Source organism: Pseudomonas sp. D3, assembly GCF_029320995.1.
GTDB lineage: Bacteria > Pseudomonadota > Gammaproteobacteria > Pseudomonadales > Pseudomonadaceae > Aquipseudomonas > Aquipseudomonas paraveronii.
The window spans coordinates 2,715,617-2,727,638 of the sequence record NZ_CP119772.1; the positions used below are offsets into that span (position 1 = coordinate 2,715,617).

The window sequence follows — 12,022 nt, forward strand, 5'->3', positions numbered from 1 at the left end:
GCCTTTTTATTGCCTGGAGAAAAGCACATGGCGGCACTTGCCATCAATTATCAGCCCATGACCACGATCCTGCTCTACGGACAGCTTCGTCAGTTTGGGAGGTCCTTTCGGATGGCCGTAAGGACGCCGGCAGAAGCAGTTAAGGCTCTGTGCGTGCAAATTCCAGGGTTCGAGCGCTTCTTGTCCAACGCCAAGTCCCGTGGGGTTGAGTTCGCCGTATTTCGCGGCAAGACAAACCTGGCGGAGAAGGAACTTGGATTCACGGGCGAAGGTGATATTCGCATTGCTCCGGTGATAACCGGCAGTAAGCGCGGCGGCGCACTGCAAACCATTGTCGGCGCAGTGCTGATCGTTGTCGGCCTCGTCATCACCGGCGGCACATTCGGTGCAGGGGCACCATTCGGTTCCGCGCTGATCATGATGGGCGGCTCGATGGTGCTGGGCGGCGTCATCCAAATGCTCAGCCCCCAGGCCGGCGGACTCAAGACCAGTGCGGCACCAGAGAACACCCCCGGCTACGCCTTCGGCAGCGCGAAGAACACCACGGCATCCGGCAACCCGGTACCGCTCTGCATAGGCGAGCGCCGCTGGGGTGGGGCAATTATCAGTGCCGCCATCTACGCCGAAGACCAGATGTAGCCAACACCTGAAGCACCGCAGCCGCCCATGAGGCGGTTTTTTATTGCCTGGAGGAAAAGATGGGCGACGACAGCAAGATCGACATCCACGGCGCCAAGGGTGGCGAGGAGAAACCGAAAACGCCAACAGAAGCCCCGGACAGTCTCCGTTCCGTCGCCATCGCCAAGATGCTGATTGCCATTGGGGAGGGTGAGTTCGAAGGCACGCCCACCGCGCGCGACATCTATCTCGATAACACCCCGCTGCAAGATCCTCAGGGCAACATGAACTTCCCGAACGTGAAGTGGGAGTGGCGCACCGGGGCCGTGGACCAGACCTATATCCAGGGCATCCCCTCGATCGAGAACGAAACCACCATCAGCACTGAGTTGCGCAGCGGCACACCGTGGGTACGGGCAATCAGTAACACCCAGCTTTCGGCCGTGCGCGTGCGTTTTGCTTGGCCGGCGCTCCAATCGGTAGATGCCAGCAACAACATCAACGGCTACCGGATTCAGTACAAAGTCGAACTGGCTACCGACGGCGGCGCCTACCAGCAGGTGCTGAGTGAGGCGGTCGACGGTAAGACAACCAGCCTTTACGAGCGTACCCGCCGTATCGATTTGCCCAGGGCCACCACCGGCTGGCTGATGCGCATCACGCGACTGACGATCAACCAGAACAACAACAAAATCTCCGACACGATGCAGATCGCCGGCTTCACTGAGGTGATCGACGCCAAGATCCGCTATCCGAACACCGCGCTGCTCTACATCGAATTTTCGGCCGAGCAGTTCCGCAGCATTCCGGCGGTAACCGTCGGCTGTAAGGCTCGCAAATGGCAGGTCCCAAGCAACTACGACCCCGTGTCGCGGACATACAGTGGTATCTGGGACGGAACGCTCAAAGAGGCCTACACCAACAATCCGACCTGGGCCACATACGGCATCACCACGGCCGACCGCTTCGGCCTGGGCCGCCGCATCAAACCGTGGATGGTGGACAAGTGGGAGCTGTACCGGATCTCGCAGTACTGCGATCAACTGGTACCGGACGGGAAGGGCGGCCAGGAGCCGCGCTTCATCTGCAACCTGAACCTGCAGAGCAAGGCTGATGCCTGGTCGCTGCTGCGCGACATTTCGGCGATCTACCGGGGCATGACCTACTGGGCCCAGGGCCAGGTCTTCACCCTGTCGGATATGCCGCGCGCCACTGACTTCGACTTCGCCTACACCCGGGCGAATGTGATCGACGGCAAATTCACTTACTCGAGCGCGTCGGAGCGCACCCGTTACAGTCGCGCGCTGATCAGCTATGACAATCCGGCGAACAACTACGATACCGACGTCACTGCCGTTACGGATGCCAAGTTGCAGCGCCGCTACGGCGACAATCCGCTGGAGATCAGCGCGATTGGTTGCACCCGCGAGTCGGAGGCGCAGCGCCGCGGTAAGTGGGCGCTGCTCACCAACTCCAAGGACAGGGCCGTTACCTTCAAGGTCGGCCTCGACGGGCGCATCCCGCTGCCTGGCTACGTGATCCCGATCGCCGACGAACTCCTGGCCGGTCGGCCGGTGGGCGGGCGCATCTCGGCTGTGAACGGCAAGGTCATCACACTGGACCGCGATACCCAGGCCAAGCCCGGTGACCGATTGATCCTCAACCTGCCTGACGGCAAGTGCGAGGGGCGTACCGTGCAACTGGTCAGCGGCCGGCAGGTCACCGTTACCGTTGCCTACTCCGTTGCGCCCGAACCCGAACTGGTGTGGGCGCTCGATGCCGATGACCTGGCAATCCCGTTATACCGGGTGGTGAGCGTCGCCCGGCCGGAACCTGGCGTGTTCGAGATCTCGGCCGTGCAGTATGACCCGAGCAAATTCGCGCACATCGACACCGGCGCGCGCCTGGAAGAGCGCCCAATCAGCGTCGTGCCGATCACCGTCGTTCCGGCGCCGGCGAGCGTCACACTGACGTCGAGCTATGCCGTGAACCAGGGCATCGCCATCAGCACCATGAACATTTCGTGGCCCGCCGTGACCGGTGCAGTCGCCTATGACGTGGAGTGGCGCAAGGACAGCGGCAACTGGATCAAGGTGCAGCGTACCGGTTCGACCAGCGTCGACGTCACTGGCATTTACTCCGGCGCTTACGTGGCCCGGGTTCGGTCCGTGAGCGCCTTCGAGATTTCCTCGATCTGGAAGAGCTCCAACCTGACCAACCTGGAAGGGAAGGTTGGCCTGCCGCCGGCGGTGGCGTTCCTGACCACCACCAGCGAACTGTTCGGCATCGGCATCAAGTGGGGCTTTCCTGCTGGCGCCGAAGACACCCAGCGCACCGAGCTGTGGTATGGCCCGGCGAACGACATAGGGGCGGCGACCAAGCTGGCCGATCTAGCGCACCCGCAGGCGGATTACAGCATGCAGGCCCTCAAGGCTGGCGCGCAGCTCTTCTTCTGGGCGCGCCTGGTGGATCGCACCGGCAACATCGGCCCGTTCTTTCCAGTCGGCAACGGCGTGATGGGGATGGCCAGTGCCGACGCGGCGCCGGTGTTGGAGTTGATCGCCGGACAGATCGGCCGGACTGAGCTCGGCCAGGACATCAACGACGAGATCGACAAGATCCCAGGCCTGCAGGCGCAGATCGATGCGCTCGATGGGCTGTCTGCCTACGATCCAGAGCAAACCTACCTCGAGGGCGACCTGGTGGTGGTTGGCAAGCGGATCTATCAGGCTACTGGCCTGGTCCCCGTCGATACACCTCCGCCGAACGCTAGCTTCTGGCAGGACGTGGGCCAGGTTCTGGTTACGGCCAACGGCCTGGCGCGCCAGGTTGAGATCAACACCACCAGCATCACCGAACTGGACGGCGTGGTCACGGCAAATGCCTCGAGCCTTCAGGCCTTGCAGTCGGCTTATAGGGATGACACCGGGGAGGGTGATCTGGCCGATGCGCTCCAGGGCTACAACGCCTCGGCGAGTTTCGCGCAGGAAGTGAAGACGCGCGCTTCGCAGAACGCGGCCATGGTGCAGCGGCAGACCGAACTCACCGCAGAGGTGGGCGAAGTCAGCGGATCGGTGAGCGCACTCGAAAGCGTGGTGGTGAGCGATCGGGAAGCAACTGCCCAGGCCATCCAGCAGGTAGGCGTCAAGATTGACGACAACTCGGCGGACATCCAGACAGTTAGCCGGGCCCAGGCCGATACCGACGGTAAGCTGTCCACGATGTGGTCGGTGAAGATGCAGGTTAACGCTAACGGCCAGTTGGTCACCGCCGGCATCGGGCTCGGCATTGAGGAGGACGATGAAGGAGTCATCCAGAGCCAGTTCCTGGTGAGCGCTGATCGTTTCGCCATTGTCAGCACGCTGGCCGGCGGTCAGGTGTTCACCCCGTTCACCGTACAGAACGGCCAGGTCTTCATGCGTTCGGCGTTCATCCAAGACGGCACGATCACCAACGCCAAGATCGGCGAGTACATCAGCTCTACGAACTACATCGCCGGTCAGCAGGGCTGGATTCTCAAGAAGGACGGAACCTTCGAAATTAACGGCGTAGCCCCCGGGCAAGGTCGTTCGATTATGACGAATCGATCTTTGCGATTCTGGGATGTGAACAACGTCAAGCGGGTTCAGTTGGGAGATCAAACCGAATGAGTACCGGCCTGAGAATATGGGCGGCAAATGGCGCCCTACAACTTGATGAAAATTCTTTTACGGTGCGGATTGTTTATTCCGCAATTATTCAGAGAGTCTCAGGGGAAGGTCGCTCAAGGTTCATAACTATACCTGGGGTTGATCCATCTACTCATTCGGCTGTATGCATTCCAATTGCTGTCTATGATACTGCGGCTCAGAGCTGGTACTCAATCCAGTACACTCCAATAGTTGGCGTAGGGGGTGTTACTATTTACTTCGGGAGTCCAGCAGCAAATACTGGTCCAATGGGCCTTACAGATCAAAGGCTAATCGTCATGAGGTATCGCTAATGTCGTATGGGTTAACATTCACAAATAATAGCGATGTTGTAACACTTGACTCTGAATTCTCAAGGCTTGTTATTGTCGAGCAAGGCTCTTGGTCTGGATCGGGTAATGGGGTTTTTGTGCCGTTTAAACAGGCCGTAATGACTGCGGAACCGCCACTAGTTTTCTGTAGGCCTGACACTAGCAATGGATCGATGTATTTCTGTCTTATAATTGGATCAGCAGGGGCGTGGACTGGATTCCGCTTTCAAGCCGGGAGGGATGCAACAACTACAGGAAAGTGGTTTGCTGCTTCATTTTCGTCGCAACCAACTGCAACTTATGGGCTAAGGATTTGGGATGGAACTTCAAAGCTGCTGTTTGATAGCGATACACCTTGCGCGCAATTCACAAGAACTATAACCGCGTGGACCTATCTGGGCGCCGTACAGTCGCCACCGGGATCGGGCCAGTACTTCTATAGCTGGACAGCAGTTTCACCGCTAGATACTGGCGACTATATGCTATTAAACAATATCGCAATGGATGTGGCTGGTGTTGTATCGCGACAAGGTAACTTATATGCCTCTTGGCAGTACAGTAATAATAGACTTGTTATGCAAGCAATAGGCGTTGATCTTCCCGGCGCTCTGTATTTGCCAGTGGTTTTTGCAAAGCCTGTTTCATAATAGTCGCAATAATGGTTTTAATTTTGTAACCGCTTTGTGCGGTTTTTTATTGTCTGGAGAAAAATATGGGTTGGTACAAAGCCGGGACTGCTAGTGTCATGTCTGGCAGCAATGCTGTGATCGGTACCGGCACGTCGTTCATCGCGAACTCGCGCGTTGGCGATGCCTTTCGTGGGCCTGATGGCGGATGGTACGAAGTCACCAATATCGCCAGCGATACGGCGCTGTCGATCGCGCCGAATTACCAGGGCGCCACGGTGGCGGCCGGCGACTACTCGCTTGCGCCGATGCAGGGGTACGTCAAGGACTCGGCTGATGCGCTGAGAGCAGCCACTCAGGTGATTGCCAGCGGCGTTGCCGATATGCAGGAGCAGGTGGCAGCCGCGACCGAGGCCGCTGAATCTGCTGGTCAATCCAAGGTTGTCGCCACCGAGCAGGCTGCCATCGCAACCTCTGCTGCTGAACTCTCCGCTGACAACAAGGACGCTGCACAATTGGCGGCTCAGCAAAGTGAATCGTCGGCGCAGACATCCGGCGCGGCCGCTGATCAAGCAGAGACAGCCAAGAATTCGAGCGTCCAATCGCAGCAAGCTGCCGCTGCATCTGCAGCCGCCGCAGCAGCGTCTGCTGCGCACGCTGAAGAGGTTACAACTGGCAAAGCTGCCAGCGGTGACAACAACGACATTACGTCGCTACGCGCACTCACTGCGGATGGCTTCGACAGGATGCGGCAGGGGCTGGCGCCACTCGTGGGTGCAACGGCAAGCGTTGCCGGTGTGAAAGGCCTGGTTCCAGCCCCATCGATTGCTGACCGGCTGAAAGTTTTGAGCGGCGCAGGTACTTGGGTTCCACTGCCAACAGGTGCTGCATGGGGCGCAATTTCGGGTACGCTTTCTGCGCAGTCTGATTTGGTTACAGAGCTTAATAAATATCAATTGAAGACTAGCATTATCCCCGCTAACCAAATCATTGCTGGTGGTACATTTACTGTTACCACAACACCAACTTTGAGCAATTCTAATAATGTAGTATCTATAACAAGAAGTCAGGTCGGGACTTTCTTTATTAACTTACCAGCACAAGTAAAGGCTGGGTATAAAGTATTTTGTACTGCAGCTCAAAGAGGGGGTACGTCATACTTTGATGCCTTACAACTTGCCGCTGATGTTCTTGGAACAGCAACAAGCTCTATTAAACTATATAACTGCTCTGTCTCGGGAAGTGCGGTTCTTATTGACTCGACAAACGGCGCAGCCACTTTTATTGTTGTTGGAGAATGGGTGTGATGGATGATTTCATTATTGTTGGTAGTGATGGGAGTGTAACTGCTGTTGCTGAAGGTATAGACATTTTTGAGTATGTAAAAACATTCGGAGGTACTGTTATTAGGCGCGACGAATATGTACCGCCGCCATACGTGCCCACAATGCAAGAGCTGTCCGAGATCGAAAACGTGTGGCGCGAAGTAGAGATGCCCAAGGCCCAGCAGAACGTAACCGCCATCGAGTACGGCGGGGAAGACATCCCTGGTACCGCTCAGCAGTGGCAGAAGTACTGGCTTGCACTGCGCAAGTGGACCGCCGACAACCCTGATTTTCCCGACAGCACCAAGCGCCCCGTAGCTCCCACCTGATAGCCCCTGAACACCACCACCCGCCATGAGCGGGTTTATTTTTGCCTGGAGAAAAGCAATGGCACGACTTTCCGAATCACTCGCCGGCGGCCGCAACGTGCTGGCGTTCCTCGACATGCTCGCCTGGTCCGAGGGCACCAGCACATCTCCGGCCACTGCCATGGATGGTTACGACGTGATCGTCACTGGCGCCGATCGTAAGCCCGAGGTCTTCAAAGACTTCACCGATCACCCGTTCGCCAAGGGGCGCGCGTCGAAGGTCATCAACAGCAAGGGGCTGACGTCCAATGCTTCCGGCCGATACCAGCAGATGCTGAAGGACTGGCCGCACTACAAGGCGCTGCTCAAGCTGCCGGACTTCAGCCCGATCAGCCAAGACCTTCTGGCGCTGCAGCACATCCGCGAGTGCCGTGCTTTGCCCGACGTGGTGGCCGGGCGGATCGAAACGGCTATCGCGAAGTGCCGGAACATCTGGGCCAGCCTGCCCGGCGCGGGATACGGGCAGCGCGAACACCGCCTGGATGATCTGCTGAAGCAGTACCGGCTGGCGGGCGGGGTGATGTCGTGACGCCCGGGCAGATCCTGGCCGCGATCGTGCTGGCGATGGCCGTCAGCGCCGCCGGCACCTGGCAGGTGCAGGATTGGCGCATGGGCAAGAAGCTCTCCGAGCAGGCCGGCCTGCACAAGGATGACCTGGCGGATATCACCAATGCCGCCGCCGCCCAAGCGCGCACCGAGACCGACAAGCGCCTGGCCCTGGAGCAGCAGCTCGCCGGCCAGGACCAACAACACACCAGGGAATTATCCGATGCTCAACGCAACCAGGCTGTTCTGCGCGATCGTCTTGCCAGTTCTGATGTCCGGCTGTCAGTCCTTCTCGACGCGGCTGATTCAGCCGGTGGCTGCAACGTGCCTGCCGCCCCCGGCGCCGTCGGCGTGGTTCATGGAGCCGCGCGAGCCCAACTTGACCCAGCGCATGCTCAACGAATTCTCGCCATCACCGGTGACGGGGACCAAGGACTGATCGCGCTGCGGGCCTGTCAGGCCTACGCAAAAGAAGTCTCTACACAGAAGTAAAAGGAGCGGCCGGGCAGGATGCGTCAACATCCAATCCGGCCACCTTCCCCGCAGAACGTCCCTGCAAGTCCAGCCAAGGCTCCTGCTTCGTGCACAAAGCGGAGCGAGCCTAGCACTGTTTATCCATACAGCAAAGGTCTTGCTTTATATGTCCACACCCATCATCCCTTGGATGGGCGGCAAACGCCGCCTGGCCGACCGCCTTATCCCGCTCTTCCCACCCCACGAATGCTACGTCGAAGTCTTTGCCGGCGGCGCCGCGCTCTACTTCATGCGTCCCCAGGCCGCGCAGGTTGAAGTCCTAAACGACATCAACGGCGACCTGGTGACGCTGTACCGCGTCGTGCAGAACCACCTGGAAGAATTCGTGCGTCAGTTCAAATGGGCGCTCAGCTCCCGCCAGGTGTTCGAGTGGCAGAAGATGACCCGCCCTGAAACCCTCACCGACATCCAGCGCGCCGCGCGATTCTTCTACCTGCAGCACCATGCCTTCGCTGGCAAGGTCACCGGGCAGACGTTTGGTACCGCAACCACCGGCCCGGCGATCAACCTGCTGCGAATCGAGGAAAACCTTTCGGCCGCCTGGCAGCGCCTGTCTGGCACCTACGTTGAAAACCTCCCATGGCTTGAATGCGCTGAACGCTACGACCGTGCTCACACCTTTCATTACATGGATCCGCCTTACTGGCAGACCGCCGGCTATGGCGTGGACTTTCCATTCGAGAACTATGAACGAATGGCCGGCTTCATGCGCCGCTGCAAAGGCAAGGTGATGGTCAGCATCAATGACCACCCGGACATCCGCCGCGTGTTCGAAGGCTTCCATTTCGAGACCTTGGACATTCGCTACAGCAACACGAATCAGCGCCAATGTAAGGCTGAAGTCAGCGGCGAGCTGGTGATCATAAACTGGCAGCCAGCGAGCTTAGGTCAACTTTTCTAGTCGAGTAGGTGTTTAGGATTGTCCGAATGGTGAACTGTATGTTCAACCGCGTCGCTGAATTCGGGAGCGCTTGAATAAGCATACTATCTTCATTATTGTAGTGGACGGCTAAAACTACAGAGACAGCTTGATGCGGAATTCACTAAATAGCTTTGAACCAAAAGGCCGCGAAAACTGTTTCTGTGGTTCGGCGGAACGGTATGATAATTGCTGTAAGAGTGAATGGCCCAAGCATAAGTTTGTTGAAAAGAATAAATCTTTCAGTTCTCCTGCGCAAGAGTTGAGATATCTTCGCGCTCAAATAACTTGGTATAGGCTGTGTCATTTTGCTCATACGGTCCCCTTAATGAAGCTCAAGGATTACGATGGCTGGATATTAAGTGTAGATATAAGGGCTATGCATGATTTGGTGCAAAACGCCCGATTTCTTTATGGTGAATGCGGAATCATTGATTTATATCCTACTATGCTTGGTGAGTTGTCGGGCGCGATTGCAGATGTCAGATGGACGTGGTGTGTGTCTTGTGAGGAGGCACTCTTCCATATGGTAACAAAAAATGACTATGGCGCGGCACGGGCCGTGCTTGCTAAGTATCAATGGAAGGACATACAAAGTTCTGAACTGCTCGAAGTGTATCTTGATGCGCATCAAGAAAGTTTTGGGCATATCGATATCGTAAACGCGGCTACTAGAATAACTGAGTTAACAGATTCGGAGTCATCACGTTTCCATTATCGTTTTCTGGTGGCAATGCAGTATTTCTTATTGAATGAGCCTAGGCGTGCTGAAAAACTTGCACGGGAGGCTATAGATGAATACGAAAATCTCCCAGTTGAAAAAAGGGATGTCCATGGTCGTAGGCTTCTCGGCATGGCAGTAATGCAGCTTGGACAAATTATCAAAGACAATGTGATGCTGAAAAAAGCGATTGAATTATTGGTCGCTGAAGTTGATGAGGAAAGATATAAAAGCAATGCAATAGCAGAGATTTGGATGCAAGTTGGTGAGTGCTACCACCTACTTGGCGAGTTTTATATGGCTGAGAAACTTTATCATAGATCGCTTTTGGTAGAGTCTACTGATCTGGCTAGCATCTACTTAGCTAGAGTACAGCTCGCCTTGGGGCGTCATGATCGAGCCAAAGAAATATTGGATGTCCTCGTTCCAGCGGTGATGAATAGACATAACCACTTCGACTATGCAATCGTTCGCTGTGATGTTGCGTTGGTGACAAAAGATACGTCAGATGTCGGAGATGCTTTGGAATTGATCAAAGGGATCTCTACTAATGACCCTTATTTCAAAGATTTAATACAGGGGTTGATTGTAGCGTTGTATGAGCTTCAGGTTGGGAAAAAGTCGGCTAACGCGAATTCTATTTTGGCTAGGATTAATAGGTATGTGACCCTTAATCCAAATGTGGCGGGGCTTGGAGTTAACTTAAACGCGATGATTCAGGATTATCTTGATAAGAAGTAATTTGTCAGTAAGGTCTTTTCGGGGTACAGGTTAATCCTATGCCCTGTCAAATTTGTCCTTTTCAATCCCGTCGGTCTGATTCCGGAATTGGTTGAATCAATTCGGATCCATGATTTCGAACATTACCAATAGCTGGGTCTACCTTGAACCATTCGAACTCTTCGGTAGGCTCACCCTGCAGCAGCGCCATCTGCTCGGCACGTTCCTTGGGCGTGGCCGGGTCTAGCCATTCGCGAGCCAATTCCGGTGAAAGCGTCACGGGCTGCCGGTCGTGAATGTCCACAATGCCGCCGGCGCTGTCTGCCGTGATGATCACAAAGCCGTCGTGCTCTCCGGGTGGATGTTCGGCCCTGGGATACTGTCCAATGGCGGCGCAGAGGATCGGCGCCCGGTCTCGCCGGCGAATCAAGTAGGGCTGCTTCTTGGGTCCGCCTTCATCCACCCATTCAAACCAGCTGTTGATCGCAATGATCGCCCGGTGCGGCCAGATTGCGCGGAAGAAGGGGCCATGGGCGACTTTCTCTACCCGGGCGTTGATCGGTGCGGCGCGATCCTTCGCCCAGTGTGGGCGCCATCCCCAGCGGACCATGTCGGCGTGCAGGTACTGACCTTCCTGATGGAAAATCGCCAGCTGGGCGGTTGGAGCGGCGTTGTAGCGCTCGAAGGGTTGGTCGCCGGTGTTATTGACCAGCGCGTTGGGCATGCTCAGCGCCGCCACAAAGTCGTGGATGCCGTCGTATTGTGAAAGTCGTCCGCACATAGCTCGCCCGCCTATCAGATATCTCCTACAAAAATTGACCGCAAGCGCTTCTGAAAGTTAACTGTACATTCGTACAGTATCGGAAGTCGTGCGTCGTGAGCTATTCAATTTTAGGCCGTATTGCAGAGGTAGGCCGGAAGCTGCCTCTATGTCTGTTCCAAGTGCCGGCTGGTTTTCCTTCGCCGGCGGCGGATCACATTGAGGCACACATCTCCCTGGATGAGGTGCTGAACATCCGCGCGCCGCATGTCTACCTGGTGAAAATCACCGGGGAAAGCATGCAGGGGGCAGGAATCTTTGACGGCGACCTGGCTGTGGTAGATCGCTCGCTGGAGCCGGCCCATGGTCACATCGTTGTGGCGCTGTTGAACAATGATCCTCTGTGCAAGCGCCTGTGCATTAGGGGAAAGGACGTAATCCTTTTGTCAGAGAACCCCAAGTACCCGCCTCGATATGTACTGGAAGGTGATGAGCTGGCTATCTGGGGTGTCATCATCGGCAGCGTGCGCAGCCATGTCTAAAGTGCCGCCGGTATTCGGTCTTATCGATTGCAATAGTTTCTACGCCAGTTGCGAGCGCGTCTTCCGCCCGGATCTTGCGAAGGTCCCGATTGTTGTGCTTTCAAACAATGACGGCTGCGTCATTGCACGGAGCTACGACGCCAAGCCCTTCGTGAAAATGGGGGAGCCGTATTTCCAGATCAAGGAAAAACTCCGGCAGCACGGCATCGTCGCTTTCTCGTCGAACTATGCGCTGTATGGCGATATCAGTGAGCGGGTAATGACCATCATCGAGTCGATGGTTCCAGCAGTCGAGGTTTACAGCATCGATAAGAGTAAGTTGAGTGGTACGGACGCCCAAGGC

Annotated in this window: 11 protein-coding genes and 1 pseudogene; 11 read left to right on the top strand and 1 reads right to left on the bottom strand. The window is 56.3% G+C overall.

Translation table 11 applies throughout. From position 1 onward, the window contains the following. Positions 1 to 27: 27 nt before the first annotated feature. The 9 genes from P3S72_RS12655 (at position 28) to P3S72_RS12695 (ending at position 10,398) form a co-directional block, all read left to right on the top strand. Positions 28 to 639 (top strand): tail assembly protein, encoded by a 612-nt coding sequence (locus tag P3S72_RS12655; protein WP_276197587.1) that lies wholly within the window; start codon positions 28 to 30, stop codon positions 637 to 639. A 59-nt stretch (positions 640 to 698) separates the two neighbouring features. Beyond that, positions 699 to 4,268, top strand: coding sequence for a phage tail protein (locus P3S72_RS12660; protein WP_276197588.1), 3,570 nt, complete (start codon positions 699 to 701; stop codon positions 4,266 to 4,268). Between the two features lie 331 nt (positions 4,269 to 4,599). Then, the gene (locus P3S72_RS12665; protein WP_276197589.1) at positions 4,600 to 5,265 is read left to right on the top strand and encodes a hypothetical protein; all 666 of its coding nucleotides are present in this window, start codon (positions 4,600 to 4,602) and stop codon (positions 5,263 to 5,265) included. A gap of 65 nt (positions 5,266 to 5,330) precedes the next feature. Continuing rightward, a complete protein-coding gene (locus P3S72_RS12670) occupies positions 5,331 to 6,551 on the top strand; it encodes a hypothetical protein (protein ID WP_276197590.1) in 1,221 nt (406 codons plus the stop codon). After that, positions 6,551 to 6,898, top strand: coding sequence for a hypothetical protein (locus P3S72_RS12675; RefSeq protein ID WP_276197591.1), 348 nt, complete (start codon positions 6,551 to 6,553; stop codon positions 6,896 to 6,898). The genes P3S72_RS12670 and P3S72_RS12675 overlap by 1 nt, the downstream gene beginning before the upstream one ends. 58 nt (positions 6,899 to 6,956) lie before the next feature. Then, entirely contained in the window at positions 6,957 to 7,466 is a 510-nt protein-coding gene (locus P3S72_RS12680; protein ID WP_276197592.1) for a glycoside hydrolase family 104 protein, read from the top strand. Next, on the top strand, positions 7,463 to 7,975 hold the full coding sequence (locus P3S72_RS12685) for a lysis system i-spanin subunit Rz (protein WP_276197593.1): 513 nt from the start codon (positions 7,463 to 7,465) through the stop codon (positions 7,973 to 7,975). Before P3S72_RS12680 ends, P3S72_RS12685 begins: the two co-directional genes overlap by 4 nt. A 148-nt stretch (positions 7,976 to 8,123) precedes the next feature. Continuing rightward, a complete protein-coding gene (locus tag P3S72_RS12690) occupies positions 8,124 to 8,918 on the top strand; it encodes a DNA adenine methylase (protein WP_276197594.1) in 795 nt (264 codons plus the stop codon). Positions 8,919 to 9,264: 346 nt separating this feature from the next. After that, the gene (locus P3S72_RS12695; protein ID WP_276197595.1) at positions 9,265 to 10,398 is read left to right on the top strand and encodes a tetratricopeptide repeat protein; all 1,134 of its coding nucleotides are present in this window, start codon (positions 9,265 to 9,267) and stop codon (positions 10,396 to 10,398) included. 61 nt (positions 10,399 to 10,459) lie between these two features. Here the strand turns inward: P3S72_RS12695 and P3S72_RS12700 are convergent, their stop codons facing one another. Then, a complete protein-coding gene (locus P3S72_RS12700) occupies positions 10,460 to 11,158 on the bottom strand; it encodes an SOS response-associated peptidase family protein (RefSeq protein WP_276197596.1) in 699 nt (232 codons plus the stop codon). A gap of 95 nt (positions 11,159 to 11,253) precedes the next feature. On the opposite strand from P3S72_RS12700, the gene P3S72_RS12705 reads away from it, so the two are divergent. Continuing rightward, a complete protein-coding gene (locus P3S72_RS12705; RefSeq protein WP_034154886.1) occupies positions 11,254 to 11,679 on the top strand; it encodes a S24 family peptidase in 426 nt (141 codons plus the stop codon). After that, positions 11,672 to 11,992: pseudogene (locus P3S72_RS12710) on the top strand (DNA polymerase V subunit UmuC); the annotation flags it as partial. The gene P3S72_RS12705 and the pseudogene P3S72_RS12710, both read left to right, overlap by 8 nt. Between the last annotated feature and the right edge of the window lie 30 nt (positions 11,993 to 12,022).

Coding starts and splice junctions, on each gene's coding strand:
- P3S72_RS12655 (WP_276197587.1), top strand. CDS start 28: ATGGCGGCACTTGCCATCAATTATCAGCCCATGACCACGATCCTGCTC.
- P3S72_RS12660 (WP_276197588.1), top strand. CDS start 699: ATGGGCGACGACAGCAAGATCGACATCCACGGCGCCAAGGGTGGCGAG.
- P3S72_RS12665 (WP_276197589.1), top strand. CDS start 4,600: ATGTCGTATGGGTTAACATTCACAAATAATAGCGATGTTGTAACACTT.
- P3S72_RS12670 (WP_276197590.1), top strand. CDS start 5,331: ATGGGTTGGTACAAAGCCGGGACTGCTAGTGTCATGTCTGGCAGCAAT.
- P3S72_RS12675 (WP_276197591.1), top strand. CDS start 6,551: ATGGATGATTTCATTATTGTTGGTAGTGATGGGAGTGTAACTGCTGTT.
- P3S72_RS12680 (WP_276197592.1), top strand. CDS start 6,957: ATGGCACGACTTTCCGAATCACTCGCCGGCGGCCGCAACGTGCTGGCG.
- P3S72_RS12690 (WP_276197594.1), top strand. CDS start 8,124: ATGTCCACACCCATCATCCCTTGGATGGGCGGCAAACGCCGCCTGGCC.
- P3S72_RS12695 (WP_276197595.1), top strand. CDS start 9,265: ATGAAGCTCAAGGATTACGATGGCTGGATATTAAGTGTAGATATAAGG.
- P3S72_RS12700 (WP_276197596.1), bottom strand. CDS start 11,158: ATGTGCGGACGACTTTCACAATACGACGGCATCCACGACTTTGTGGCG.